The following is a 24,910-nucleotide window of genomic DNA, read 5'->3' on the forward strand; positions in this document are numbered from 1 at the left end:
GAGGACTCAGGTGTTCAGTTCCACCATCAGGGCCGGCAGTTCGTCGGCGAGCTCCCGGGCCAGGAATCCGAGGGGACCCAGTTTGCTGGCCAGGCGGTCCGCAGCGGCTGCATGCAGATGGGTACCCCAGCAGGCGGCCTGGGCGTCGCTGGTTCCGCGGGCCCTGAGACCGGCAATCGCACCCGCCAGGACGTCCCCGCTGCCCGAGGTTCCCAACCCTCCGTAGCCTGTGGTGATCTTCCAGAGTCCGGATCCTTGATCCGACATCCCCTGCGGGCCGGCGATGAATCCCTGGCAGCTCACCACGGCATCGAACCGTTGGGCAATGTCCATCACTGCAGCTTCCAGGTCATCGACATCCTTCCCCAACAGGACCCCGGCCTCTGTGGGATTGGGGGTAAGGATCAGGCGCCCACGCCATGGTCCCAGCAGCGACTCAACCTTCCCAAGTGCCCCCAGGGCATAGGCGTCAAGAACGACGGCGGGACCGCCCGCAGCGTCAGCGGGACCGTTGGATTCCTCCCGCTCCAAGAGCGCCCGCAGCATCGTCCCGGCCAGATCCAGATCATCCAGCCCCGGCCCAATCAGCAGGACGTCGGCCCGCTCCAGGTCGGATCCGATTCGCTCCAGCCCTTCTCCGGTCAATGACCCGTCGGCTGTTTCGGGAAGACCGGGTGAACCGCACTCCGGCAGGGTTACGCCCACCTGCACCGCCGCGGATTCGGCCACGGCCAAGGTTATTTTGCCCGCCCCGGCACGCAGCGCCGCCGTCCCGGCGAGTATGGCCGCCCCGGGGGTCGCGCGTGCCCCGCCGATGACCAGGACTGCCCCGCGCGAATACTTGTCCCCGCCAGGGGCCGGCAGTGGCCAGTCCCGCAGAAGGGACGGAGTCACCAAAGTGGGTTCACTGGGGGTGGACACTGGCATCTCCGGCGTGTTCGGTGACTGTGACACCCTGCTCTGTGAGGTGGTCGGCGACGTTAAAGCTCTCCAATTCCCAGGGCCCCGAGCCGGTGGGACGCACATAGCGCGTGATCGAGGCATTCAACACCGACGTCGTCGCAGCGAGGTCCAGGATCTCCTCTTCTGACATGCCTTCCAGGACGTAGCGGACCAAAAGGATGACGGCATCGTGGCAGACCAGCATCACCCGCTGGCCCGAGCCCAAGGTGTTGAGTTCATCCAGCACCGAGCGCAGCCGGAGGGCAACATCGGCCCAGGACTCACCGCCGGGCGGACGGTAGTACAGCTTGCCCAGCCACAGACGCCGCTCGGCCTCATCCGGGTAGCGGTTTTCCACGCCCAGGCTTGTCAGCCTGTCCAGGATGCCCAATTCCCTGTCCCGGAGGCGTTCGTCGGTGAGCACCTTCACTGGCCATCCGGCAGTCTGGACGGCTATTTCCGCCGTCTGCCTGGCACGGGCGTAGGGGGAGGAGACAACAGCGTCCGGCCTCATGTCTTCGGCGATGCGGGCCAGCGCGGTCCCAAGCGCTTTGGCTTGGTCCTGTCCGGTGCCCGAGAGGTTCACGTCGGGGTCCCGGGCCGGGACCGCAATGACCTCCGCCCCTGCCAGCCGCGCCTCGGTGGCCGCCACGTTTCCTTCGCTCTCACCATGCCGGACCAGCAATAATTCCACGGCACCGGCCTCCTGCACGGCGTCCGTCAGACCGTCCTCGTTCACAAAAGCCACCCCTCCGCGTGCGTTGCCGAATGCAGAACACTACCCACTGCGTACCCACCGGTCCAGAGAATAAACACGCGACGACGGATCGGGAACCTCTGTTGCCCGGACCCCCGGTGAAGTATGTTGCTCGCATTAAGGACACATACCAGGTCATTGTGGTCGGTGGCGGATTTGCAGGCGTTGCAGCAGCTAGGGAACTCGGCCGCAAGGGTGTACAGGTCTTGCTCATCGACTCGAACAACTACCACCAGTTCCAGCCCCTCCTCTACCAGCTTGCTACGTCCCAAATCGGGGTGTCGGCCATTGCCCGGCCACTCCGTTCTGTGTTTCGCCGCCTCAAAACGGTCAAGGTCCTCACTGCCAAAGTGGAATCCGTGGACGCATCGCAACGCACAGTGACGACGTCCGAGGGGCAGACCCTGCGGGCGGACATCCTGGTCCTTGCCGTGGGGGCCGTCCCGAACTTTTTCAACACTCCGGGCGCGGAGGAATTGGCCTTCCCCCTGTACTCCGTCACAGACGCAACAAGACTTGGCGGCGGGCTCACCCGCTTGCTGGACCAGGCTGACGGGAATCCCGACAGCTTCGTGGATGTGGTGGTGGTCGGCGGCGGTCCCACAGGTGTAGAGACAGCCGGAGCGATGGCTGAAAACGTCAAATACGTGGTGCGGAAGTACTTCTCGCCCGAGCTGGCTGCCCGCTGCCGGGTACACCTGGTGGACATGGTTCCCAGCGTGTTGAACATGTTCTCCCAGAAGTCCCAAAAGTACGCGACCGAACACCTGCAGAAAGTCGGTGTCCAGCTTCACATGGGTGTGGGTGTCACTGAGGTCCGGCCTGATGGTGTCACCTTGGCGGACGGGAGCTCCGTCCCGGGGCAGATCGTCGTTTGGGCCGGCGGCCTGAAAGCGGGCGGCATTGTCGCCGGATCGGGGCTGGCCCAGGGGAGGGGTGGACGTGTCGATGTCCACCCGGACCTGACAGCGCCGGACGTGGATGGCGTTTACGTCATTGGGGATGCTGCCAACATCACGGACTCCACGGGAGCCAAATTGCCGCAGTTGGGCTCGGTAGCCCAGCAGGCGGGTAAATGGGCGGCCAAGAACATCCTTGCTGACCTTGGCGGCGGCAGCCGAACGCCTTTCCGGTACGTCGACAAGGGCTACATGGCGATGGTGGGACGCGGTGCGGCAGTGGCGGAACTTGGTCGCAAGCGCATTCAGCTTCAGGGCCTCTTTGCGTTTCTGTCCTGGCTGCTGGTGCACTTAGCCCTGTTGTCAGGGCTCCAGCAAAAGATCCGGGCACTGTTTTCCTGGCTCAACGGCTATCTCCTGCACAGTCCCGCCCAAGTGGTGGTCAGCGGACCCTTGGACAAGGAACCTCCCGGGCAGGGGCCGCCTGTGCCGGCACCGTCAAAGGAATCTTGAGGGGGCCTGTTTCTTGTAGTTGCGGTGGGACAACACCGCGTGAACCCCAAGAAGTGTGCCGGCCACGCCAAACAGGGGTACGTGCAGAGGTATCGCCATCAGGACCAGCAGTACTCCCAAAGCGGCGGCCATGACGTCACGGAGGCGCGGGTGGATGGGGCCGCGCACGGGGACACCGGATTCCAGTTGCCGGGCGAGGTGGGGATCCTGGATGAAGAGCTCCCGCTCGAGCTGCTGCAGAACCCGGCGCTCGCGTTCTGAAAGCGGCATAGTGGTCCTCCTCGGCGCTATGTTTTCCAAATTAGCTAAGCATGCTGATTATTAAGATCGCAAGCGTCAATTTGCCGGCAATGAGCGCCCGTGGGGATCTGCTGGGAAGATAGCAGGAGGAATTCGAACAAGGAGCAGTATGACACTCAAAGAACGCTTGAAGGCAGACGTCGTCGACCACATGAAGGCCGGCAACAAAGTTGCCCTGACCACGGTTCGCAATGTCCTGGGTGAAATCACCACCCGTGAAAAGTCAGGCAAGACGCCAGTGGAGCTCGACGACGCCCAGGTCACCTCGCTGCTGCAGAAGGAAGCCGCCAAGCGCCGGGACACGGCGAAGATCTACACCGAGGCGGGGGAAGCTGACCGCGCAGCGGCCGAAGTTGCCGAGGCGGAGATCATCGAGGCCTACCTCCCCAAAGCGCTCACCCGTGAAGAGGTTGAGGCCATCGTGGAGGAAACCATTGATGCCTTGAAAGCTGAAGGCCAGGAACTCTCAATGCGCTCCATCGGTGCCGTCATGAAGCCTGTTACCGCGAAGGTCGCAGGACGTTTCGATGGCAAGACCGTCAGCGAGATCGTGCGCGCCCGCTTGGCCTGACCGCCACCGGGTCAGTTGACCCCAAGCAGCCACCGCAGAGTGTCAGCGTTGCGCACGGCGTTACCACCGCCGTCGTTGTTGAAGTAGACATACACGTCCTTGCCGACGCCGCTCCACTCGCGGATCCTGTCTGCCCACCACCTCAAATCGTCGTCCGAATAGGAGCCGCCGTAGAGGTGCTGGTGGTCCGGGCCGTGCATGCGGATGTAGACGAACGGAGCCGTGGCCCGGAGGATGCAGGGCAGATTGGCGCCGCTCATGATGCAGTAGGCGGTCTGGTGGCGTTCCAGCAGCGCGTACACGTCCGGATGGTCCCAGCTGTCGTGCCGGAACTCGACGGCGACGCGGATCCAGTGCGGCAGGGCGGCCAGGAAGTAGTCGAGCCGGGCATCATCACGGGCAAAATCAGGTGGCAACTGCGCCAACAGAACCGCCCTTTTGTCGCCGAGCTCGTGCCAGCAGCGCACGATTCTTTCCACCCATACCTCGGGGCTGTAGAGCTTCTTGGCATGGGTAAGGCCACGCGGCGCTTTGACCGACATCGCGAAGCCTTCCGGCAGGCGGTTCCGCCAACCCGCGAAGGTGGTGTCCCGGGGCCAGCGGTAGAAACTCGCGTTGAGTTCCACGGTGGTGAACCGCGCAGTGTAGTGGGCCAGCCGCTTGGAGGCGGGCAGTCCCGGGGGATAGAGCACGCTTTCCCAGTGATCGTAGCTCCAGCCCGATGTGCCGATGTGGATGCCCATGGTGAGGATGTACCCCTGTGGGTGGTTTCTTAACGCACGGTTCCGTTTCCAGCGGTCCTCGCCATTAGCGCGCGGAGGTCATCGGCAACAATTGCTACTTCCCGCTGGCGTGCTCTGCGGGGCTGCTCGTCAGAACTTCGGGAGGCGTCAGCAAATGCACCTGGCAGTCCTCTCACGGAGTGGGTGCCCCGCGCAATCGGAAGGGCTGGATCGATGGCGTAGGAGTCCGGCCGGCCGAGGAAGTCGACGTCGTCATTGCTCCTAGCCCCACAGCGCCTTTTTCAGCAGTGCCCGCAGCTGCGTGTTCTCGTCCTCGCTGAGCGCTGCCAGCTGCGTTTGCTCGCACACCTCAAGCGCAGCCCGGGCCTTGTTGTGGATCCGGCGGCCCTCCGCGGTGGAAACGATGATCTTGGCCCGCCGGTCCTGCTTGCCTTGCGCCCGCTTAACCAGGCCGCGGTGTTCAAGGTCGTCAACCAGACTGACCACTTGGCTGGGGTCCAGGCTGAGGAAATCGGCGAGCTCGCGCTGCGTAGGTTCCAGGCCGCTGCAGGCAAGTGTCAGCACGGAGAAGGACCGCTCACGAAGCCCGTAATCCGCCAGTGCCTTGTTGTTCAGAAGGGAGCCTGTCGCGTGCAGTTTGGCCAGCAACAGGCCCACATCGTTGCCGATTTTGGCCTCGGCCAGGCGCGGGGTTTCCACTTCGGTGCTTTGCGGGCCCATGACAACTCCAATAGTAATGAAAAACAATCGTTGACTTTTTCAATGATCCGTATTCTCATTGATCATGACAAGGATCTCACGACGCAGTGGGATCGGCCCCACCGGCTCCGGCCGGTTACTGCATGCGAAGGAGCACGCCATGAGCTTGAACGGCAAGGTTGCAATCGTTACCGGGAGTGGACAGGGTCTTGGTTTCGCTTACGCGAGGGAGCTCGCCCGCCAGGGTGCCGCCGTCGTCATTAATGACGTGAACGCTGAGACCGCAGCGCAAGCAGTCGCGCAGATCGAGGCCGACGGCGGCCGGGCCACCGCCGTCGTCGTTCCGGTGGGCACCACGGATGCCGCCAAGGCACTGGTCGCCGGTGCCGTGGAGACCTTCGGTCGCTTGGACATCCTGGTCACGAACGCAGGAATCCTCCGCGATAAGAGCCTGTTGAAGATGACCGACGAGGACTTCGACCTTGTCATCAACGTCCACTTGAAGGGCACGTTCACCTGCGTCCGTGAGGCCTTCGCGTACTTCAAGGAAAACAACGTCGCGGGCCGGATCATCACTATCGGTTCGCCGACGGGCCAGCGTGGCAACTTCGGGCAGACCAATTACGCGGCTGCGAAGGCCGGGATCGTGGGCATGGTCCGCACATGGGCGCTGGAGATGAAGAGGGCCGGCGTGACGGTCAACTCCGTGATCCCTGTGGCGGCTACGGCCATGACCAAGACGGTCCCTTATTTCCAGAAGGCCGTCGAATCTGACGAGCGTGGCGAGGCTATGCCGTCGTTCTTCCGTCATGACCTCGGTTTCGGAACTGCCGACGACGTCGCCGGGCTCATCGCCTTCCTCGCCTCGGATGAGGCGGCCGGCATTACCGGCCAAGCGATCGGTGCCGGTGGTGACCGGCTGCAGGTCTGGACGCACCCGACGGCGGCAACCACCGAATACCGCGACGGCGGCTGGAGCTACGAAGCACTGGTGGAGAACGCCGGATCACTCTTCGGCCCGGATGCGTTGCAGAGCTACGGTGAGGAATTCCTGCCCCTTCCCGAGGAACTCCAGCCCGAGCCGGCCAAGCCCGAAGCGGTACAGGCCCGCTGATCATGGCTGACCGATACGAGCTCGGCATCGACGCCGCAGCCCTTGATGCGATCGACATGCACGTCCACCTCGAAGTGGACAGCTGCGGCCACGGCTCGCTCCCGGATGCCCTGACGGAAGCCTCGGCCAAGTACTTCAAAGCCGAGGACAGGACCCCGTCGCTGGACAGGATCGCCGAGGTGTACCGCGAACTGAACATGGCCGCCGTCGTCTTTACCGTCGACGCCAGGACGCAACTAAAGCACGAACCCAACAGCATCCCGGAACTGATCGCCGGAGCCGGGCGGAACAACGATGTTCTGATTCCGTTCGGCAGCGTGGACCCGCGGACGGGGGAGGACGCGATCGCCGGAGCCAAGCACCAGGCCGTTGAGCTCGGTGCCCGGGGATTCAAATTCCATCCTTCACTCCAGGGCTTCGACCCATCCAACGAGCAGTTCTACCCGCTCTGGGAAACGCTCCAGGAGCTGGGGTTGCCGTGTATTTTCCACACGGGCCAGAACGGTATGGGTGCCGGGCTTCCCGGGGGATACGGCATCAAGCTGGCGTACTCGAACCCGCTCCTGCTCGACGCCGTGGCGGCCGATTTCCCGGGGCTGCAGATCATCATGGCCCATCCTTCGGTGCCGTGGCAGGACGAGGCAAATTCGATCGCCACACACAAAGCCAACGTGTTCATCGACCTCTCCGGGTGGTCGCCGAAGTACTTCCCGGAATCGCTGGTGAAGGCCTCGAATTCGGTGTTGCAGGACAAGGTGCTGTTCGGGACGGATTTCCCGCTGATCACTCCGCAGAAGTGGCTGGGCGCATTTGCCGACCTGCCCTTGAAGGACGAAGTCCGCCCGAAGATCCTCAAGGACAACGCCGTCCGGCTGCTCGGGTTGGGTAGCTGAGATGACCACAAGCACGACGACGGAAGCTCGCCTGGGTGCCCGGCTCTACGGCGATGCTGACTGGTACGACGCTGAAGCTCTCCTCACCACGGACGAACGCACAGTGCTGGCCCGCCTGAGGGAGTTCCTGGACACCGAGGCGAAGCCTCTGTTGGCCGAGTACTGGGAGCGAGCGGAATTTCCGGAGCAGTTGGCGCAGCCGCTGATCGACCTTGATCTGATGGAGCCGTTCGAACATCCGGCGCGGGGAATCTTCCACGGTTTCCGGATTTTCGAGCTCGCCCGAACCGATGCGTCCCTGGCCACCTGGTACACGGCACAGGCCGGCCTGTTCCGGACGGCAATCCGGGTGGGGGCCTCCGAGGAACAGCAGAAGGAGTGGATGCCCGGCGTTGTGGACTTCTCCCTCAAGGGTGTCTTCTCGTTGACCGAACCGGAGCACGGTTCGGACATCGCGGGAGGGCTTTCCACCACCGCACGCTTTGAACCGGGAGACGGCGGCTGGGTTTTGGACGGCGCCAAGCGCTGGATCGGGGGAGCCTCCACGGCGGATGTGCTGTGCGTGTTCGCCCGGGATGTGGCCGACGGACAGGTCAAGGGGTTCCTCGTGGACCGGACCGCTCCCGGGGTCGGCTTGGAGAAGATCCACGGCAAGACGTCCCTGCGGATGATGCAGAACTCCCACATCACCCTGAAGGGCGTCCGGGTGCCGGAAGCCATGCGGCTGCACAGCGTAAATTCCTTCAAGGACGTGGCCGCGATGCTGCGGGCCATGCGCTCGGATGTCGCGTGGATCGCCACCGGTATCCAGGCCGGTGCCTTCGAAGCCGCCCTTGCCTACGTCAGGGAACGCCGGCAGTTCGGACGCTCCTTGGGGTCCTTCCAACTCGTGCAGGAAAAGCTGGCGCGAATGCTCGGAAATACCACCGCCTCGCTCTCGTTGGTGACCCGCCTGACCGAACATCAGGCCAAAGGCATCTACCGGGACCAGGACTCCGCCCTGGCCAAGATGCAGACGTCCCTGATGATGCGCGAAACCGTCGCCCTGGCCCGCGAAGTCGTGGGCGGCAACGGCATCACGCTCGCCGCCGACGTCGCCCGTTTCCATGCCGACGCGGAAGCTGTCTATTCGTACGAAGGCACCCACGAAATCAATGCACTGATCGTCGGACGCGCCCTCACGGGCGAGAGTGCTTTCACCCACTGAACAACGCACACAAAAACACAACAACCAGGAGGCAACGATGCCCAATCTCGTCGTCGATTTCGACACCCTGCTCACCATGTCCGGCAAGGACCTCGGCACCACCGACTACCGGGAGATCACCCAACAGCAGATCAACCTGTTCGCCGATGCCACGGACGATCAGCAGTGGATCCACGTTGATCCCGAACGCGCCAAGGATGGTCCTTTCGGTGCACCGATCGCCCACGGCTTCCTCACCCTGTCCCTGATCATCCCGTTCTGGGGCGAACTGTTCGACGTCGACGGCGTCACCACCAAGGTCAATTACGGCCTGGACAAAGTCCGTTTCACGTCACCGGTGAAGGTGGGCTCCAAAGTCCGTATGCAGGGCAGCATCGCCGAGGTGACCGAGGTCAAGAGCGGCGCCCAGATCAAGGTCAACGCCACCATCGAAATCGAAGGCCAGGAACGGCCCGCCGTCGTGGCCGAATTCCTCGCACGCTTCTACAAATAAACACTCCCTTTCCAGCAACTTCCCTCCTCTTCCAAGGAACAGCCATGTCAGGACACACTGCGCTCGCACAGTCGAGCACGGCCGCAAAGCGTAAAGAAGCGCGTACGGTCATCCTTTCCAGCTATCTGGGCAGCACCATCGAGTTCTACGACTTCCTGCTGTACGCGACGGCGGCAGCGGTTGCCTTCCCCAAGGTGTTCTTCGCCGGAACGGACGAATGGGTGGGCGTCGTAGCTGCCTACGCAACGTTCGCCGCCGGTTACGTTGCCCGGCCCTTGGGCGGCATCATTTTCGGCCACTTCGGCGACAGAATCGGCCGGAAGGGAATGTTGATCGTTTCCATGGCCATGATGGGCGTCGCGTCCACACTGATCGGCTTGATCCCGGGATCCAGCGTGATCGGTCCTTGGGGTGCCGTGCTGCTGGTGCTCCTGCGCGTCTGCCAGGGCATCGCCGTCGGGGGTGAATGGGGTGGCGCCGCGCTGATGGCGCTGGAACATTCCGATCCCAAGCGGCGCGGTTTCGCTGCCTCGTTCGTGAACGCCGGTGCGCCGACAGGCGCCGTACTCGGCACGGTTGTGATGGGCATTTTCTCCGCCCTGCCGCAAGACGCCTTCCTGGCGTGGGGCTGGCGCGTGCCGTTCCTGCTCTCCTTCGTACTGCTGATCGTGGGCATGTTCGTCAGGCTCCGGGTCTCCGAGAGTCCGATCTTCGCCGAGGCCGTAGCCAAGGAAAGCGCCCAAGGCAGCAAGCGGAAGATCCCGCTGCTGGAGGTCCTGAAGCGCCCCAAAGCACTCATCATGATCATGTTTGCCGGTGCTGCTGGCTTCGGCCTTCAGGTAGTGCTTCCCACGTTCTCCGTCACCTACGCGGTTTCCAAGGGCGCGCCGCAGCAGGGAGTGCTTTATGCCTTCGCGGGAGCTTCGGCAATTTCCATCCTGTTCGTCCTCCTGGGCGGCCGCTTGTCAGACCGCTTCGGTCGACGTCCCGTGATGGTCGCCGGTTTGGCCCTCTTCATCCTTTACCTGTTCCCCATGTTCGGGATGCTCAGCTCAGGCAACATCGCCCTGATTTTCCTGGCCTTCACGGTGGCGCTCGTCCTGCACTCGTCCCTCTACGGACCCCTTGCAGCGTTCGTATCGGAACAGTTCGGCACCACCAACCGCTACACGGGTGCTGCCGTCGGCTATCAGCTGGCTACCCTGATCGGTGCGGGCTTCACCCCCGGAATCGTCGCCGGACTCTATAAGGACGCAGGCCAGAGCATCGTCCCCGTCGTGGTGTTCCTGTCCATCATGTCCTTGGTGTCGATTGTCTTCATCCTGCTGACGCGGGAGTCTAAGAACAACGACCTCTCTACGGTCAGTTAGGAGAAACCACCATGGACAACAACGGAGTTGGATCCTGGCTGCACCGCCGCCGCAGCAAGTCCGGAAGCGCAACGGCACTTGTTTGCGGTGAGCAGAAGCTGAGCTACCTCGAAATGGCCAACCGGGCCGATCACCTGGCCAATGCCCTCAAGGACAGGGGAGTAGCCAAGGGAGACCGCGTTGCCTACCTCGGGGAAAACCACCCCTCCTTTGTGGAAACCTTCTTTGCCTGCGGGTTGGTGGGCGCCATCTTCGTGCCTCTGAATACGCGCCTGGCCGCTCCCGAGCTTCAGTTCCAGCTGCAGGACTCGGGAGCCCGGATCCTCATCAACGCCGCGGCCCTGGAGCCTGTTGCGACGGCCGCCGTGGCTGACACTGCGGTCACCCACCGGTTTGTGGTGGCTCCCGACGGCGGACCTGAAGGGTCCGCGGTCAAGCTGCCGACCGGCGTCGAACCTTATGAGGAGGTGATTGGCGCCTCGGACGGTACAGCGATGGATGTTGCGGTGTCACTGGACGACGCCGCCATGATCCTCTACACCTCCGGCACCACAGGGAAGCCGAAGGGTGCGCTGCTCACGCACGGCAACATCACCTGGAACTGCATCAATACCGTGGTGGACATGGACCTGAGCCGCAACGACATAGCGCTCATGATTTCGCCGCTCTTCCACGTCGCATCCCTGGACATGGGTTTGCTCCCGATGCTGCTCAAGGGCGCCACGGTGGTCCTCGAATCCAAGTTCGACGCCGGTCGCGTCCTGGAACTGGTGGGCCGGCACAGGGTCACCACCCTGAACGGCGTCCCCACCACCTTCCAGATGCTCTGCGACCATCCGGCATGGTCGACGGCGGACCTCAGCTCCCTGGACAAACTCACCTGCGGCGGGTCCGCCGTTCCGCAGCGGGTACTGGACGCCTATGAGGAACGTGGCATCGGATTCACCGCCTGCTACGGCATGACCGAAACCGCGCCAGGAGCCACCATGCTCCCGGTCTCCGCTTCCAAGGTGAAGGCCGGATCAGCGGGTTTGCCGCACTTCTTCACGGATGTGCGGATCGTTGACCCGTTCGGGAGCGTCGTGGGCGCGGGCGAAGTGGGGGAGATCCAGATCTCCGGGCCCAACGTCATCAAGGAATACTGGAACCGGCCGGAGGCAACTGCCGACAGCTACGCGGACTCCTCCTGGTTCCGCTCCGGGGACATGGGACACCAGGACGAGGAAGGCTTCTTATTCGTCTCCGACAGACTCAAGGACATGATCATTTCCGGCGGCGAGAACATCTACCCGGCCGAGGTGGAAGCAGCCATTGCGGAACTGCCCGCCGTGGGAAGCGTGGCCGTTATCGGCGTCGCCGACGGGAAATGGGGCGAAGTCCCGAGGGCGATCGTGACTTTGCGGGAGGGTGCTGCCCTGACCGAAGAGCAGCTGCGCTCGCATCTGGACGGACGATTGGCACGCTACAAGATCCCCAAGTCCGTGGTGTTCGTGGAAGAGATGCCGCGCACGGCCAGCGGGAAGATCAGGAAGACCGACCTCCGCAAGCACTTCGCACAGTAGCCCTCCCGACGCTTGCTCACGTTCCCGGTGTTTGGGTGGGACCGCTTGCTCACGTTCCGCGTGCTTGGATGGGACGCGTGCTCACGTTCCGGGTGTTTGGGTGGGACGCGTGCTCACGTTCCGGGTGTTTGGGTGGGACGCTTGCTCACGTTCCGCGTGCTTGGGTGGGACGCGTGCTCACGTTCCGGGTGTTGAATGCGGCTTTCGGGCGACATATTCCGTTACTGGGCTAAATCCCGGTTAATTTTGTCCATCGAACTGCCTAAACAGCGTTCGGGGCATTACGATTGGGTCGACTCGTCTCTGAGTACGCATTCATCACAACGAAACCCCGGGGGATATACCAATGAGCTACCCGCAACAACCGCAACAGACCCAGCCCTACGCAGCGCAAGCCGGCGAGCCGCCGCTGTGGGCACCCTACTATGGCGCTCCGATCGGTGCAGCCGTCAAGCGTTTCTTCAAGAAGTACGCCGCGTTCTCGGGCCGTGCCAGCCGCAGTGAATACTGGTGGGTTGCCCTCGTACTGGGCGTCGTGGGCTTTATCCTGCAGATCCTTACCGGCCTTCTCGGCGCAGCAGGCTCAACCACTACAAGCACCGGAAACGTTCCCGGCCCTGGCGGTATCGTCGGCCTTATCCTGATCTTCGTCTTCTACCTGGCAGTCCTGATCCCGTCCATCGCGCTGCTGGTTCGTCGCCTGCACGACGGCAACTTCAGTGGCTGGCTGGCCCTGCTGGGACTTATCCCGTTTGTGGGCGGCCTTGCCCTTCTGGTCTTCTCGCTCCTGCCGTCCAACCCGGCCGGCCAGCGTTTCGACCAGCCGACCGCGTAGTAACCCACGCACCACGTAGAAAGGGGCGGCACCTAGTGTGCAGCCCCTTTTTCGTGCCCGCACTGCGTGCCCGCGCGACCACTCCGTGAAATGCTGTCCTTGACGCGGACCGACCCCGATGACGAGGAGAGCCAGCCATGAAACCGATCAAGCGCTGCGCCGTGGTTGGCGGCGGGATCATCGGCGTCGCGGTTGCGCGGGAACTTTCCAACAAGCTCGACGGCGTCCAGGTCACCGTTTATGAGAAGGAAGGGCGCCTCGCTGCCCACCAAACAGGCCACAACTCAGGGGTGGTCCACGCAGGGCTGTACTACGAACCCGGCGGGTTGAAGGCACGGCTGTGCCGCAGGGGAGTGGAGCTGCTGCAGGAATTCTGCGCCGCGAAGGCCCTTCCCTACGAAGCTTGCGGGAAGCTGGTCATTGCCCAGACGCCAGAAGAGCAAAAACGCCTGGACAACATCTTTGCCCGCGCCACAGCCAACGGGGTGCCCGGAGCACGGATGCTGGGCGGTGACCGGATAAGCGAGGTGGAGCCGAACGCAGTCGGGCTTTCCGCTTTGCACTCGCCGGAAACGGCGATCGTCGACTATTCGGCCATCACCGAAGCGCTCGCCGACGACGTTCGGGCCTCGGGAGGGACCATCCGGCTTGGGCAGGAAGTCACGTCGGTGGAACAGCAAGCGAGTGGCGCGGTTGTCCATACGAAGGACGACAGTGAACACTTTGACCTGGTGGTCGCCTGCGCCGGCCTGCAATCGGACCGTTTGGCGAAGGCGGCGGGTGAGGCCGCGAACCCGAGGATCGTGCCGTTCTTCGGGCAGTACTTTCTCCTGGACCGCGCGGCCCGCGAGCAGGTGAAGGGCCTTATCTATCCTGTCCCGGACCCCCGGCATCCCTTCCTGGGCGTGCATCTGACCAAACGCATCGACGGCGAAATGATGCTCGGACCGAATGCGTTCATTTCGTTTGGCCGGGAATCCTACGGCTGGAAGGATGTCAAGGTCCGCGATGTCCTGGATTATGCCCTGTTCCCGGGCTTTTGGAATTTTGCGCGGCAGAATGTGCCGTCGGCTGTCCGTGAATTCCAGACCGTGGTGAGCCGAAAGAAATTCATCCGCGAAGCTGTCCGCTTTGTTCCGTCCCTGGAGGGCACCACTGTTCTACCCGGCACCCGCGGCGTCCGCGCCCAGGCCATGAACGGCGACGGATCGCTGGTGGACGACTTTGTCATCGCACGACGCCGGGACACCGTTTTGGTGCGGAACGCGCCGTCGCCCGGGGCTACTTCGTCCATGGCGATCGCCGAGTACATCGTTGAGCAGGCGCTGGCGGACTAGCAGGCGAGGGCTGTTTGGCCGGGGAGGGTCGGGAGCGGCGTGAGTTAACAAGCCCGTGACGATCCGGAAACGGCGCCCACATGCGGGGTGGATAGCTTTGCTCCATGATCACCTCACTGGCCGCACTTGCTACCCGACTCGGCGATTCCCTGGGCCGCTGGATCGAGGCCGCGTACGTCCTGGATTGCGCCGGTCCCGAGCCTGAAGGACCGCACGGGTCGGCTTCGGATTGGACATGGCTTCCAGCCCTGAGCGGGGTGACAGTGGCAGGAGCCCAGGCCATCCAATCGCACGCAGGACGCCCGCCGACGGCCACGTAGGAACCGCGCTATAAGCTGCACAATGTTGCGTTGAGCACACTTTTCGTTGATGCCGGGTAGTATGCCCTAAACTGCTTCACTGAGGTGCCGGAATAGGCACTATGCAGCAACGAAAGCGAACCCTCAATGGCTACTGATTACGACGCCCCGCGCAAGACAGAAGAAGAGTCTCCCGCTGAATCACTTGAGGCTCTCCAGGCGTCCCGCGGGGGCGGTGCCCAGACCGCTGTCATCGACGTGGAAGACGTCGATACCGCCGAAGGAATCGACCTTCCGGGCGCCGATCTTTCGGGCGAGGAACTGACCGTCGTTGTGGTTCCGGAGCAGTCGGACGAATTCACGTGCGGGTCTTGTTTCCTGGTCCGTCACCGGTCGCAGATTGCCTTGGAAAAGAACGGCCTTAAGTTCTGCAAGGACTGCGAAGGCTGAATAACGCGCTGATCACGTTATCTTCGGTCACGAAAACGTGGTTGAAGCCGACTGAAACGGCCCGGAATTGATGCCGGAAGCGGCTTCGGATGACCCGCCCGTAACCTGACGGGGGTCCTCTTAACGGTTGTGCTCCGAAGCGGCCACAACCCGCTAAAACCCGTGGATGCACTCCTACAGTTGAAGTATCAACTTCGCCTGAAGGGGGCACAAAAAATGAGGAAAATTGGAGCGGGTTTGGCGGCTGTTGTGGCAGCGGCCGGGCTCGGTCTGGCAGCACCGGGGCCAGCCTCGGCGGCTTCCTATTGCGGCATCACCTGGGGTTCCCTGGCCAAGGCCGACCCCGATATGAGCGCCGCGCAGGTCACCAATGTCCGCACGGGCCAACAGCTCTGCTACGACCGACTGGTGATCGACATGACCGGGAAAGTGGCCGGTTATTCAGTGCAGTACGTTCCGGTGATCACCCAGGATGCAACGGGCTTCCCCATCCCGGTGCTCGGTGACGCCGACCTGCAAGTGGTGGTGACGGCGCCGTCGTACAACCAGTACAGCCAGCCCACCTACGTTCCGGCAGCCAAGGCCGAGCTCTCCAACGTATCGGGCTACCAGACGTTCCGTCAGGTGGTCTACGCCGGGAGTTTCGAAGGAACTACCAGCATCGGCTTGGGTGTCCGTGCCAGGCTTCCGTTCCGGGTCTTCACCCTGGACGGACCCGACGGCGGCTCGCGGCTGGTCGTGGATGTCGCCCATCACTGGTGAAACACTGCCAAAACGCGCAAAAGCGGCCAGTTCGCCGGATAGCTCCGGCGAACTGGCCGCTTTCCGGCGTTCTCGCTGTTCGGCGCGCCCGGCTACTCAGGCACCACCAGGGCGGGAGTGTCTTTCCGGATGGTCTCGCCACGGAAGAACCCTGGCCGCATGCGGGACTGGATCAGCATGACGACGGCACCCAAGGCCAGGATCCCGATGCCGAGGATGAACACGAGGCCCACCCCGAAGATCTCCGAGCCGCTGCCGAACTCCGGATCCCAGCTGTCCATCGCGGTCTGCAGGAACACAACGAACAGGCCCACACCACCCAGCACAGGGCACACCAGGCGCAGGAGGAAGTTGCGGGCGCTGCTGAAGACGCTGTTGCGGAAGTACCAAGCACAAGCAATGGCCGTCAGTCCGTAGTAGAAGCAGATCATCAGGCCCAAGGCCAGGATGGTGTCGTTGAGGACGTTCTCGCTGATCACGTGCATCACGGCGTAGAAGCCCGCGGACAGTACGCCTGCCGCAATGGTGGCGAAGCCCGGCGTCGAAAACTTCTTGCTCATGTGGCTGAAGCGTTCCGGCAGCGCGCCGTAGTGCGCCATGGCAAGCAGGCTCCGTGACGGCGAAGTGAACGTGGACTGCAACGAAGCCGCCGAGCTGGACAGCACCGCCAACGACATGAGGATCGCGAACGGCCCCATGACCGGAGAAGCGAGTGCCGTGAACACGTTGGCGTGGTTCTCGGGGTTGTTCAGCCCGATTCCGGTGTCGCCGACGCCGGCGAACATCATGGTGGCGATGGTCACCAGCAGGTAGATCCCCAGGACGATTACCGCCGTGAGGGTTCCGGCGGCGCCCGCGGTCTTCTTGCCGTTGGCGGTTTCCTCGTTCACGGTGAGGCAGACATCCCAACCCCAGTACACGAAGATGGACAGCGAAATGCCGGCGGCGATCTGGCCGAAGGTCTCGACTTTCGTGACGTCGAACCAATCCCAGCTGAAGGGAACAGCGGTCTCGGACGTGGACCAGTTGGCGAATGCCATGGCCACGAACAAGCCCAGAACCAGCAGCTGGAAACCCACCAGCCCGTACTGGACGATCTTGGTGGTGTGCAGGCCGCGGTAACTGATCCACACGGCCAGTGCCACGAAGACAAAACAGGTGGCCACATTCAGCAGCTTGTTCGAGGCGAGGTCGGCCAGCTCAGGGGAACCTGTGGCCTGGGCGAGGAAAAGGTAGAAGAAGTCCACCGCTACACCGGCCAGGTTGGACAGGACAATGATGTTGGCTGCGAGCAGGCCCCAACCGCCCATCCAACCCACCCAGGGTCCGAATGCCTTGGTGACCCAGGTGAAAGTGGTGCCGCTGTCCGGGGAGTCTGCGTTGAGCTCCCTGTAGGCCAGCGATACCAGGATCATCGGAATGAACCCGATCAGGAAGATGACGGGCAACTGCAGCCCGACTTCGTTGACTGTTGGACCGAGCGCACCGGTGAGCGTGTACGCCGGGGCGATGGTTGAAATGCCAAGAACGACGACGGCGAGGAGCCCCAACTGCCCCGTCTTCAGTCCCTTGCCGCTGATGTTGTGCGACTCTGCAGCGGCTCCGGTGCTTTTGGAAGCACCGGCGCGGATTGTCTGGCTCATGGAGGGCCCTTTCTAGATGGCCGAAGGCTGTTGCTGCGTAATGCAGTGGATGCCGCCGCCCCGGGCGAAGAGTTCGCGCGCGTCAACACTGACAACGCGGCGTCCGGGGTAGGCATCGGCGAGGATGCGGAGCGCTTTCTCGTCCATGGGGTCGTTGAAGCTGCACGCAATGACCCCACCGTTGACTACCAAGTGGTTGATGTAGCTGTAGTCCACGTAGCCCTCGTCGTCAGTGAGGGTTTCGGGTGCCGGAACTTCGATGATGTTCCAGTCCCGTCCGGCTGCGTCATGGGTGGTGCGCAGGAAGTCGATGATCTCCCGGGACACCGCATGATCGGGGTGCTCAGGGTTCTGCTGGGAATGGACAAGGAGTGTGCCCGGGGAGGGGATGGCGGCCACGATGTCCACATGGCCGCGCGTGCCGAACTTCTCCGAATCGCGTGTGAGGCCGCGCGGCAGCCACACCACGTGGGTAGCGCCGATGGTGCGGGCGAGCTCTTCCTCGATGTCGGACTTGGTCAGGCCGGGGTTGCGGCCCTCGTCAAGCTGTACGGTCTCGGTGACAAGGACGGTGCCTTCGCCGTCAACCTGGATGCCGCCGCCTTCGTTCACGATTCCCGAGGGGAGGTGTGTGGCGTTGGCACGGCCGGTGATGTTGGCAGCGATCTGCGAATCCTTGTCCCACGCCGCCCAGTCCTGGGCGCCCCAGCCGTTGAAGATCCAGTCCACGGCGCCGAGTTGCTTGTTCGCATCCAACACGAACGACGGTCCGATGTCCCGCATCCAGGCGTCGTTCAGTTCCGCGGTGAGTACCTCGACGCGGGGGTCCAGGTAGCGCGCGGCTGTTTCGACGTCGTCGGGCGCTACCACCATGGTGACCGGCTCGAACTCAAGGACGGCATTCGCGACGGCGGCCCAGGTGAAGCGCGCTGCATGCGCCTCTTCCTCGGTGTCGCCCAAGGTGTAACCGCCGGTGGGGAAGGCCATCCAGACGCGGTCCTGCGGGGCCGTCTCCGACGGCATGCGCCAGACGCTCACGCGGAGACCGCCTGGTAGGCAGTGGCGACAGCGCTTGCTCCCAAGGGCGCGTTGGGGTCCACCGGTTCGGTGAGGCGACCATAGGTTTCAGGGCGGCGCGTGGCCAGGAACGGGAAGAGCGTGAGCCAGTCCTTGCGCTGGTCGAGGTCGAGGTCGGCGACCAGTACGGCGGATTCGTCCCGCGGTGCCTGGACCAGGATGCGGCCGTAGGGATCGGAGATGAAGGAGGAGCCGTAGAAGTTCAGGGTGCCTTCGTTGCCGTAGCGGTTCGGCGCGATCATGAACAGGCCGTTGGCGATGCCGTTGCCCACAATGACCTGCTGCCAGAGCGGCTGCGTGTCGAAGTCTGGGTGGTCCGGTTCGGAGCCGATTGCGGTGGGGTAGACCAGGATCTCAGCTCCGCCCAGGGAGTACATCCGGGCGAGTTCGGGGAACCATTCGTCCCAGCAGGTGGGCATGCCCAGGCGTGCACCGCCGAGTTCAGCCGGTGCGTACACTGCGTAGGCATCCTCGGCTTCCGGGCCCTTGCGGAAGAACTTGTCTTCGTAGTAGCCGGCGGTGACGGGGATGTGCAGCTTGTGGGTGCGGGCTACGAGTTCCCCGGCGGGGGAGACCAGGATCGCGGTGTTCAGGCCGAGGCCGTCGTCAGTGCCATCCGGGTTCTCAGCCCGCTGGTACAAGGATGCGTGGACCGAGACGCCGAACTTCCTGGCAGCTTCGGCAGCGAAGGTGAAGGTGGGTCCGGTGAGGAGGTCCTCGGTGATGTCCGATGGGCGGATGCCTGCCGCGGGGTTGTTCTCCGGCCGGGTGTCGGCGGGGTAGCGGGAGAGCGTCAGTTCAGGCAGGAAAACAACAGTGGCTCCCAGCTTGGCGGCGCGCTCGATGCCTTCGGTAAGTTCTGCGCGGAGGGCGGATTCGTCGGCATGCCAGCGGTGCTGGACAACGCCGACGCGCAGCGGCGTCCGCGTGGAGGGTTCGGTGCGGGCCAGGGAAGTCGGGGCTTCGAGGCGGGTTATTTCAATCATGGTGGCATGTACTCCGATGAGACGACAGTCACTAAATGAATAGCGTTCATTTAGTATGACGCGAGTCACGCCGGAGTGCAAGGGGAAAACGAATGCCAATCATTTATGACAGCCCGGACCCCTACCCAGCACACCTGCGGACGCCCTGGCCGAGCGCCCCTACCGCCCCGTCCCGTCCCGGGAGCAGCCTAGCCGGCCACGTTGGGCAAGGTAAGAATCTCGGCTCCGTCCGGGGTGATGGCGATCGTGTGCTCGCTGTGGGCCGTCCGGCAGCCGGTGACGCTGCGGAGGGTCCAGCCGTCGGGATCGGTCACGAGCTGGGCGGTATCCGCCATGACCCACGGTTCCAAAGCGAGCAGCAAGCCAGGGCGCAGCTTGTAGCCGCGGCCAGGGCGTCCCATGTTGGGCACATGCGGTTCCTGGTGCATGGTTGAGCCGATTCCGTGGCCGCCAAACTCCGTGTTAACGGGATATCCTGCCTCGCCGAGGACGGAGCCAATGGCGTAGGACAGATCGCCGATCCGCGCGCCGGGCCGCGCCGCTGCTATGCCGGCACGCAGGGCGCGTTCGGTTGCCTCGATCATGGCCACGCTTTCGGCGGGCTTCGCGTCGCCGACGATGAAGCTGATGGCAGAGTCTGCTGCGATCCCTTTCAGGGAGACGGCCAGGTCAAGGGTCAGCAGGTCGCCGTCGGCAAGCGCGTAGTCCCGCGGCAGTCCATGGAGGACGGCGTCGTTGACGCCTGTGCAGATGTAGTGGCCGAAGGGGCCGCGCCCAAACGATGGCGCGTAGTCCACGTAGCAGGACACCGCGCCGGCCTCGAGGATCATGGCCTTGGCCCACGCGTCGAGCTCCAGGAGGTTGGTGCCAACAGTGCATCGGCTCTTGAGCGTGTGCAGGATGTTGGCCACCAGGGTCCCTGCAGCCCGGGCGCGGGTTAGTTCGCTGGCGCTGAGGATCTCGATCATAGGGGACCTTTCCGGGGTTGATGCCAATAACTATCCCGGCCATATTATCCCGGTATTACAATTGGAGCCATGGTCAGGTTGCCGCTCACACCCGCAGAGGCCGAGCGCGGACAGCGTCTCGGTGCCCTGCTCCGCCGTGCGCGGGGCGCACGCTCCATGCTGGAGATCGCCCTCGACGCCCGTGTTTCCCCCGAAACGCTGCGCAAAATCGAGTCGGGAAGGGTTGCCACTCCCGCCTTTCCCACGGTGGCGGCCATTGCCGATGTTCTTGGACTTTCGCTCGATGAGGTGTGGTCCGAGATCAACCAGCCCGACGCCGGAGCGGACCCCGCCGTGTCGCGCCGCAATGCCCGGGAGTTCCTGGCTTCCTAGATTTCCGCCTGCTGGTCCTGTCGCTTGGGCCGTGCCCGGACGTGCAGGCGCTCGCCTTGCTGGCCGAACAGGGTGAGCAGTTCCACCGGTTCAGAGGTAGCGCTGGCGAACCAGTGTGGGGTGCGGGTGTCGAATTCCGCCACTTCCCCGGGTTTAAGGATGAAGTCGTTCCCGCCCAGGACCAGCCGCAGTTTCCCATTGAGGATGTACATCCAGTCGTAGCCGTCGTGGGATTGCGGGTCTGGAATTTCCTTGCCCGTTCCGGCTTTCAGCACCATCTTGAAGGCCTGGATTCCGCCGGGGCGGCGAGTGAGGGGCAGCGCGGTGCCCCAATGATGGACGTGTGGCTTGAGATGGATGCGGGGGTCGCCCGTTTCCGGGGCGTCGATCAACTCCTCAAGAGGTACTTGGTGAAGCCGTGCAATCGGCAGCAACAGTTCCAGGGTGGGTTTGCGCTGGCCCGACTCCAGGCGGGACAGCGTGCTCACCGAGATCCCCGTGCCTTCCGATGCCTCTGCCAGCGTCAGGTTCCGTTGGGTCCGCATCGCGCGCAGGCGCGGGCCGACGGCGTCGAGCATTGCGCTGAAATCCTTTGCCATGTCCCCAGTTTGCCATAGTGGCAATTTTTCTTGCCGCTTCTGTCGACATCGACCAAGGATGGTAGGAGCGGCGGAAGGCCGCAACGAGTCGACGGAGGCACAGTGAGCAGAGATACGAAGACGGAAACCGCGGACGAGTACCAGGTTGTGGTGATCGGAGGTGGCGCAGCTGGGTTAAGTGCCGCAGTGACGCTTGGCAGGGCCCTCCGGTCCGTCCTGGTGATCGACGCCGGCGAGCCGCGGAACGCGCCGGCTGCCGGGGTCCATGGTTTCCTGTCCAGGGACGGCATTGATCCCAGGGAATTGTTGGATATGGGGCGGGAAGAAGCACGCGGCTACGGGGTGGACTTCGTCGCGGGCGTCGCCGTCGCAGCGCGCTCGACGGCGGGGGCCGAGGAAGGCGCGGAGCTCTCCTTTGATGTTGAACTGGCCGATGGGCGGACGGTGAAGGCCCGCCGGATCCTTGTGACCACGGGGCTGACCGATGTTCTGCCCGACATCGACGGCATCCGGGAGCGGTGGGGTCGTGATGTCCTGCATTGCCCCTACTGCCACGGCTGGGAGGTCCGGAACAAAGCGATCGGCATACTGGGCTCTGTTCCCATGGCGTTGCACCAGACGATGCTCTTCAGGCAGTGGAGCCCGAACATCACGCTGTTCCTTAATGACGTGGTGGAGCCGACGGACGCAGAGTGGGAGCAGCTGGCTGCACGCTCGATCAGCGTGGTGGAAGGCAAGGTGGAGTCACTCGCCATCCAGGATGATGCGTTGAGGGGCGTCGTCCTGGCCTCGGGAACAGTCATCCCGCTGGAGGCCGTAGTGACGGCAACCAGGCTGGAGGCAAGGTCCGCAGTGCTGGAGTCGCTTGGCGTCCCGGTGGTGGAACACCCCATGGGAGTAGGGCACCACGTGGAAGTGAATCCCATGGGAGGGGCCACCGCGGTGCCCGGCGTCTGGGCTGCGGGCAATGTCGCGGACCTGATGGGACAGGTCATGGCGTCGGCCGCTTCGGGCGTCATGGCCGGGGCCGCCATCAACGCCCACTTGGTGGCGGAGGAAACCAGGTTGGCGGTGGACGTTGCGCGGCTGTCCAGCCTCGCCCGGTGACCACCACAAGCTGAACGGAAACCCTGCAGAAAAGTGGTCGACTGCAAAAAAGTGGTCGACGTGCGGCTGGAGTGCGAGGACTATTAAAGAACGCCACTAAGGGAGGTTGTATGTGCTACGCGTACTATGACGACTTCGAGCGGCGCACGAAGAAGGACTCCGCGCGCAAGCCCGAGACCACAACTGAAGAGGCCAGGAAGGAACCGGTTGCCCCGGCGGAGACCCGCCAGGCATCGGAAGGGACACTCTGGACTTTCCTGGCACGCCGTCGCAGGGAACCTGTGGTTTACGAACCGAAGGTTGACCGCATCCACGAGAAGGTCTAGGCCCCGCCTGGACTGGAACGAGTAGAAGATCACGAAAAAGGCGCCGGTCTGCCGGCGCCTTTCCCGTGTGCCCGTCCACGCGCAGGCTAGTTGTTTCCGCCTGTTGAACCGAGGTACTCCAGAGCGGCTGTGACCAATGCTTCCGTTCCCTTGGCCAGCGTGGGCTGGATCAGGGGCGCGAAGTAGGGTGAGTGGTTCGAGGGAATATCTTCGGGGAGGCGCCCCGTCGTCGCCCATTCGCGGAACAGGGCAGGGTCGGCGCCGCCGAGGAACCAAAACACCAACGGTGCGTCGGCGCCCTTTGCCAAGGCTCCTACGTCTTCGCTGCCGGATACGGGCCCGGGATCAATGACCTGTGCCTCGCCGAACCTGGCCTTGAAGGCTGCTGTAATCCTGCCTGCTGCCGACTCGTCGTTAACTGTCAGCGGGAAGTGCTCTTCGAAATGGATCTCCGGGTCCTTGGGGGCGCCGGATGCCGCTGATTCCCCGTGCACAATGCGCTCAATCGAAGCGAGGATTTTGTCCCTGGTGGAATCGCTGAAGGTGCGGACACTGAGGCCGAGGGTTGCCGTCTCGGGGATGATGTTGTTCTTGGTACCGGAGTGGATCTGCCCTACGGTGACCACGGCGGAGTCGCTGGCGGCGAGTTCACGCGACACGATGCCCTGCAGGCGGATGGTGGCAGCGGCGGCCATCACCACCGGATCAATGGTGGTTTCCGGGCGCGATCCGTGCCCGCCGCGGCCGTGCAAGGTGATGTTGAGGGAGTCTGCGGAGGCCATGGTGACGCCGGCCCGGATGCCGAACCATCCGGCGGGGAAGGGGGCCACATGCTGTCCGAGCACTACATCGGGCTTCGGCACGACGTCATAGAGGCCGTCGCCAACCATCGCCTGCGCACCGCCACCCCATTCCTCGGCGGGCTGGAACACGACGATCAGTGTGCCTTGCCACCGGTCACGTTGTCCGGCCAACGCTTCTGCTGCTCCCACGAGGCAGCTGACATGGACATCGTGTCCGCACGCATGCATGACCGGAACATCGTTTCCGTCAGGGTCGACACCCATGGCAGTACTTGCGTAGTCCAGTCCCGTTGACTCCTTGACCGGGAGGGCGTCCATGTCGGCCCGGAGCATGACGACCGGCCCGGCTCCGTTCTCAAGGGTGCCCACCACGCCGGTCTTGCCGATGTTGCGGTGGACGGTGAAGCCAAGATTCTCCAGGTGCCCGGCTGCGATCCCGGCGGTCCTGGTCTCTTGGAAGGACAGCTCCGGGTTGGCGTGCAGGTCTTTGTAAAGCTCTTCGAGGTCAATGGTCATGGGTTTACCCTTCGTTCGACGCCTTCGGTCTGGCCAGTGTATCCATCCGCTTTGTGCGAACCCTGTGTGTGCGAACCTGGCTGTCACGGCACACTTGATGGCATGACGAATTCCGAACCCGCCACCACGCAGCACTCCACGGTTGAGGACTGGACCGCAGCCCTGGCAGAGTCGAGCGGCTCGCCCGGGGGCGGCGCCGGCACCGGGGTGATGCTATCCATTGCGGCTGCCTTGACGTCAATGGTGGCCGGGTACACGGAAGCCGAGGGGCAGCAGCGTGACGAGCTTTCCGCTATCCATGCCAGGGCCCGTGAGCTCAGGGAAGCGGCTCTCCGGCTCGCGGACGAGGACGCATCTGCCTCCAACGCCTTCGGGGCTGCTTTCCGCCTCGACCCCGGACCGGAACGCGAAGAAGCCATCCACCAAGCCTCCGTGGACGCAGCCAAGGCCTCCGCCGTCCTGGGTGAACGGGCAATCGACGCCATTGAAGATCTCGGCTGGCTCGCTTCCCACGGGAACCCGGCCCTCGTCGCCGACGTCGTGGTGGGTTTCGGTGCGCTGCGGGCCGCCATAGCGGGGGCGAGGACCAACGTGAGCTTCGACCTCGCTTCCCTGACCTCCGCGGGGACTTCCCTCGAGGAGGTCAGGGATCAGCAGCCTGGGCTGTGGACAACGGTCGGCCGGCTCAGCGACGCCCTGGAGCGAATCGACCAACTGACTGCCGGCGTCGACACGAAGGCGGCACCCACGGAAGCGGTGTAGCTTCC

General features: G+C 63.6%; 28 protein-coding genes. 17 read left to right on the top strand and 11 right to left on the bottom strand.

Annotated features, from left to right (window positions below; translation table 11 throughout):
- Nucleotides 1-6: 6 nt before the first annotated feature.
- Nucleotides 7-927 (bottom strand): NAD(P)H-hydrate dehydratase, encoded by a 921-nt coding sequence (locus JMY29_RS04315; RefSeq protein ID WP_189076073.1) that lies wholly within the window; start codon nucleotides 925-927, stop codon nucleotides 7-9.
- Complete coding sequence (locus JMY29_RS04320) at nucleotides 905-1,690, bottom strand: histidine phosphatase family protein (RefSeq protein ID WP_189076072.1); 786 nt, start codon at nucleotides 1,688-1,690, stop codon at nucleotides 905-907. Before JMY29_RS04320 ends, JMY29_RS04315 begins: the two co-directional genes overlap by 23 nt.
- A gap of 125 nt (nucleotides 1,691-1,815) precedes the next feature.
- Here JMY29_RS04320 and JMY29_RS04325 point away from each other — a divergent pair, with 125 nt between their 5' ends.
- Nucleotides 1,816-3,111 (top strand): NAD(P)/FAD-dependent oxidoreductase, encoded by a 1,296-nt coding sequence (locus JMY29_RS04325; RefSeq protein ID WP_189076096.1) that lies wholly within the window; start codon nucleotides 1,816-1,818, stop codon nucleotides 3,109-3,111.
- Here JMY29_RS04325 and JMY29_RS04330 read toward each other — a convergent pair.
- Entirely contained in the window at nucleotides 3,097-3,381 is a 285-nt protein-coding gene (locus JMY29_RS04330; RefSeq protein ID WP_079582795.1) for a DUF3040 domain-containing protein, read from the bottom strand. The two genes, JMY29_RS04325 and JMY29_RS04330, sit on opposite strands and share 15 nt — an antisense overlap.
- A gap of 139 nt (nucleotides 3,382-3,520) precedes the next feature.
- On the opposite strand from JMY29_RS04330, the gene JMY29_RS04335 reads away from it, so the two are divergent.
- Entirely contained in the window at nucleotides 3,521-3,982 is a 462-nt protein-coding gene (locus tag JMY29_RS04335) for a GatB/YqeY domain-containing protein (protein WP_039239905.1), read from the top strand.
- A gap of 11 nt (nucleotides 3,983-3,993) precedes the next feature.
- Here the strand turns inward: JMY29_RS04335 and JMY29_RS04340 are convergent, their stop codons facing one another.
- Together JMY29_RS04340 and JMY29_RS04345 are read right to left on the bottom strand one after the other, a co-directional pair.
- On the bottom strand, nucleotides 3,994-4,725 hold the full coding sequence (locus JMY29_RS04340; protein WP_079582797.1) for a DUF72 domain-containing protein: 732 nt from the start codon (nucleotides 4,723-4,725) through the stop codon (nucleotides 3,994-3,996).
- A gap of 261 nt (nucleotides 4,726-4,986) precedes the next feature.
- Nucleotides 4,987-5,445 carry a MarR family winged helix-turn-helix transcriptional regulator gene (locus tag JMY29_RS04345; protein ID WP_018780159.1) on the bottom strand — a complete coding sequence of 153 codons (459 nt, stop codon included), beginning with the start codon at nucleotides 5,443-5,445 and terminating at the stop codon, nucleotides 4,987-4,989.
- A gap of 139 nt (nucleotides 5,446-5,584) precedes the next feature.
- Between JMY29_RS04345 and JMY29_RS04350 the strand changes: the two genes are divergently transcribed.
- The 11 genes from JMY29_RS04350 to JMY29_RS04400 all read left to right on the top strand — a co-directional run bounded on the left by JMY29_RS04350 (nucleotide 5,585) and on the right by JMY29_RS04400 (nucleotide 15,746).
- Nucleotides 5,585-6,538 carry an SDR family NAD(P)-dependent oxidoreductase gene (locus tag JMY29_RS04350; RefSeq protein ID WP_189076071.1) on the top strand — a complete coding sequence of 318 codons (954 nt, stop codon included), beginning with the start codon at nucleotides 5,585-5,587 and terminating at the stop codon, nucleotides 6,536-6,538.
- A gap of 2 nt (nucleotides 6,539-6,540) precedes the next feature.
- Entirely contained in the window at nucleotides 6,541-7,431 is an 891-nt protein-coding gene (locus JMY29_RS04355; protein ID WP_018780157.1) for a 4-hydroxyphenyl-beta-ketoacyl-CoA hydrolase, read from the top strand.
- 1 nt (nucleotide 7,432) lies between these two features.
- Nucleotides 7,433-8,638 (top strand): acyl-CoA dehydrogenase family protein, encoded by a 1,206-nt coding sequence (locus JMY29_RS04360; RefSeq protein ID WP_079582803.1) that lies wholly within the window; start codon nucleotides 7,433-7,435, stop codon nucleotides 8,636-8,638.
- Between the two features lie 37 nt (nucleotides 8,639-8,675).
- Nucleotides 8,676-9,131 carry a MaoC family dehydratase gene (locus tag JMY29_RS04365; RefSeq protein ID WP_079582806.1) on the top strand — a complete coding sequence of 152 codons (456 nt, stop codon included), beginning with the start codon at nucleotides 8,676-8,678 and terminating at the stop codon, nucleotides 9,129-9,131.
- Nucleotides 9,132-9,175: 44 nt separating this feature from the next.
- Nucleotides 9,176-10,501, top strand: a complete 1,326-nt coding sequence (locus JMY29_RS04370; protein ID WP_079582809.1) for an MFS transporter — start codon at nucleotides 9,176-9,178, stop codon at nucleotides 10,499-10,501.
- Nucleotides 10,502-10,512: 11 nt separating this feature from the next.
- A complete protein-coding gene (gene menE, locus JMY29_RS04375; protein WP_079582811.1) occupies nucleotides 10,513-12,063 on the top strand; it encodes an o-succinylbenzoate--CoA ligase in 1,551 nt (516 codons plus the stop codon).
- A 346-nt stretch (nucleotides 12,064-12,409) separates the two neighbouring features.
- Nucleotides 12,410-12,898, top strand: a complete 489-nt coding sequence (locus JMY29_RS04380) for a DUF805 domain-containing protein (RefSeq protein WP_039239916.1) — start codon at nucleotides 12,410-12,412, stop codon at nucleotides 12,896-12,898.
- A 137-nt stretch (nucleotides 12,899-13,035) separates the two neighbouring features.
- Nucleotides 13,036-14,235, top strand: coding sequence for an L-2-hydroxyglutarate oxidase (lhgO, locus tag JMY29_RS04385; protein ID WP_189076070.1), 1,200 nt, complete (start codon nucleotides 13,036-13,038; stop codon nucleotides 14,233-14,235).
- Between the two features lie 104 nt (nucleotides 14,236-14,339).
- Complete coding sequence (locus tag JMY29_RS04390; protein WP_018780149.1) at nucleotides 14,340-14,555, top strand: hypothetical protein; 216 nt, start codon at nucleotides 14,340-14,342, stop codon at nucleotides 14,553-14,555.
- 126 nt (nucleotides 14,556-14,681) lie between these two features.
- Entirely contained in the window at nucleotides 14,682-14,984 is a 303-nt protein-coding gene (locus tag JMY29_RS04395) for a DUF4193 domain-containing protein (protein WP_018780148.1), read from the top strand.
- Nucleotides 14,985-15,200: 216 nt separating this feature from the next.
- The gene (locus JMY29_RS04400) at nucleotides 15,201-15,746 is read left to right on the top strand and encodes an AMIN-like domain-containing (lipo)protein (protein ID WP_055975249.1); all 546 of its coding nucleotides are present in this window, start codon (nucleotides 15,201-15,203) and stop codon (nucleotides 15,744-15,746) included.
- A gap of 92 nt (nucleotides 15,747-15,838) precedes the next feature.
- Here the strand turns inward: JMY29_RS04400 and JMY29_RS04405 are convergent, their stop codons facing one another.
- The 4 genes from JMY29_RS04405 to map all read right to left on the bottom strand — a co-directional run bounded on the left by JMY29_RS04405 (nucleotide 15,839) and on the right by map (nucleotide 20,420).
- Nucleotides 15,839-17,389 carry an APC family permease gene (locus JMY29_RS04405; RefSeq protein ID WP_079582818.1) on the bottom strand — a complete coding sequence of 517 codons (1,551 nt, stop codon included), beginning with the start codon at nucleotides 17,387-17,389 and terminating at the stop codon, nucleotides 15,839-15,841.
- 12 nt (nucleotides 17,390-17,401) lie between these two features.
- Nucleotides 17,402-18,427, bottom strand: a complete 1,026-nt coding sequence (locus JMY29_RS04410) for an agmatine deiminase family protein (RefSeq protein ID WP_209783732.1) — start codon at nucleotides 18,425-18,427, stop codon at nucleotides 17,402-17,404.
- The gene (locus tag JMY29_RS04415) at nucleotides 18,424-19,452 is read right to left on the bottom strand and encodes a nitrilase-related carbon-nitrogen hydrolase (protein ID WP_039239928.1); all 1,029 of its coding nucleotides are present in this window, start codon (nucleotides 19,450-19,452) and stop codon (nucleotides 18,424-18,426) included. The genes JMY29_RS04410 and JMY29_RS04415 overlap by 4 nt, the downstream gene beginning before the upstream one ends.
- 188 nt (nucleotides 19,453-19,640) lie before the next feature.
- On the bottom strand, nucleotides 19,641-20,420 hold the full coding sequence (map, locus tag JMY29_RS04420) for a type I methionyl aminopeptidase (RefSeq protein ID WP_189076069.1): 780 nt from the start codon (nucleotides 20,418-20,420) through the stop codon (nucleotides 19,641-19,643).
- Nucleotides 20,421-20,489: 69 nt separating this feature from the next.
- Between map and JMY29_RS04425 the strand changes: the two genes are divergently transcribed.
- Complete coding sequence (locus JMY29_RS04425) at nucleotides 20,490-20,792, top strand: helix-turn-helix domain-containing protein (RefSeq protein ID WP_018780142.1); 303 nt, start codon at nucleotides 20,490-20,492, stop codon at nucleotides 20,790-20,792.
- Here JMY29_RS04425 and JMY29_RS04430 read toward each other — a convergent pair.
- A complete protein-coding gene (locus tag JMY29_RS04430) occupies nucleotides 20,789-21,391 on the bottom strand; it encodes a helix-turn-helix domain-containing protein (protein WP_189076068.1) in 603 nt (200 codons plus the stop codon). The genes JMY29_RS04425 and JMY29_RS04430 overlap by 4 nt on opposite strands.
- A gap of 102 nt (nucleotides 21,392-21,493) precedes the next feature.
- On the opposite strand from JMY29_RS04430, the gene JMY29_RS04435 reads away from it, so the two are divergent.
- Both JMY29_RS04435 and JMY29_RS04440 read left to right on the top strand, forming a co-directional pair.
- Nucleotides 21,494-22,498 carry an NAD(P)/FAD-dependent oxidoreductase gene (locus JMY29_RS04435; protein ID WP_189076067.1) on the top strand — a complete coding sequence of 335 codons (1,005 nt, stop codon included), beginning with the start codon at nucleotides 21,494-21,496 and terminating at the stop codon, nucleotides 22,496-22,498.
- Nucleotides 22,499-22,608: 110 nt separating this feature from the next.
- Nucleotides 22,609-22,824: a hypothetical protein gene (locus tag JMY29_RS04440; protein WP_018780139.1), complete on the top strand. Its 216-nt coding sequence runs from the start codon at nucleotides 22,609-22,611 to the stop codon at nucleotides 22,822-22,824.
- 86 nt (nucleotides 22,825-22,910) lie between these two features.
- Here JMY29_RS04440 and JMY29_RS04445 read toward each other — a convergent pair whose 3' ends face one another.
- Nucleotides 22,911-24,143 (bottom strand): amidohydrolase, encoded by a 1,233-nt coding sequence (locus JMY29_RS04445; RefSeq protein ID WP_189076066.1) that lies wholly within the window; start codon nucleotides 24,141-24,143, stop codon nucleotides 22,911-22,913.
- 102 nt (nucleotides 24,144-24,245) lie between these two features.
- Between JMY29_RS04445 and JMY29_RS04450 the strand changes: the two genes are divergently transcribed.
- Nucleotides 24,246-24,905, top strand: a complete 660-nt coding sequence (locus JMY29_RS04450; RefSeq protein WP_189076065.1) for a cyclodeaminase/cyclohydrolase family protein — start codon at nucleotides 24,246-24,248, stop codon at nucleotides 24,903-24,905.
- Nucleotides 24,906-24,910 lie beyond the last annotated feature (5 nt).

This window comes from Paenarthrobacter nicotinovorans (assembly GCF_021919345.1).
Lineage (GTDB): Bacteria > Actinomycetota > Actinomycetes > Actinomycetales > Micrococcaceae > Arthrobacter > Arthrobacter nicotinovorans.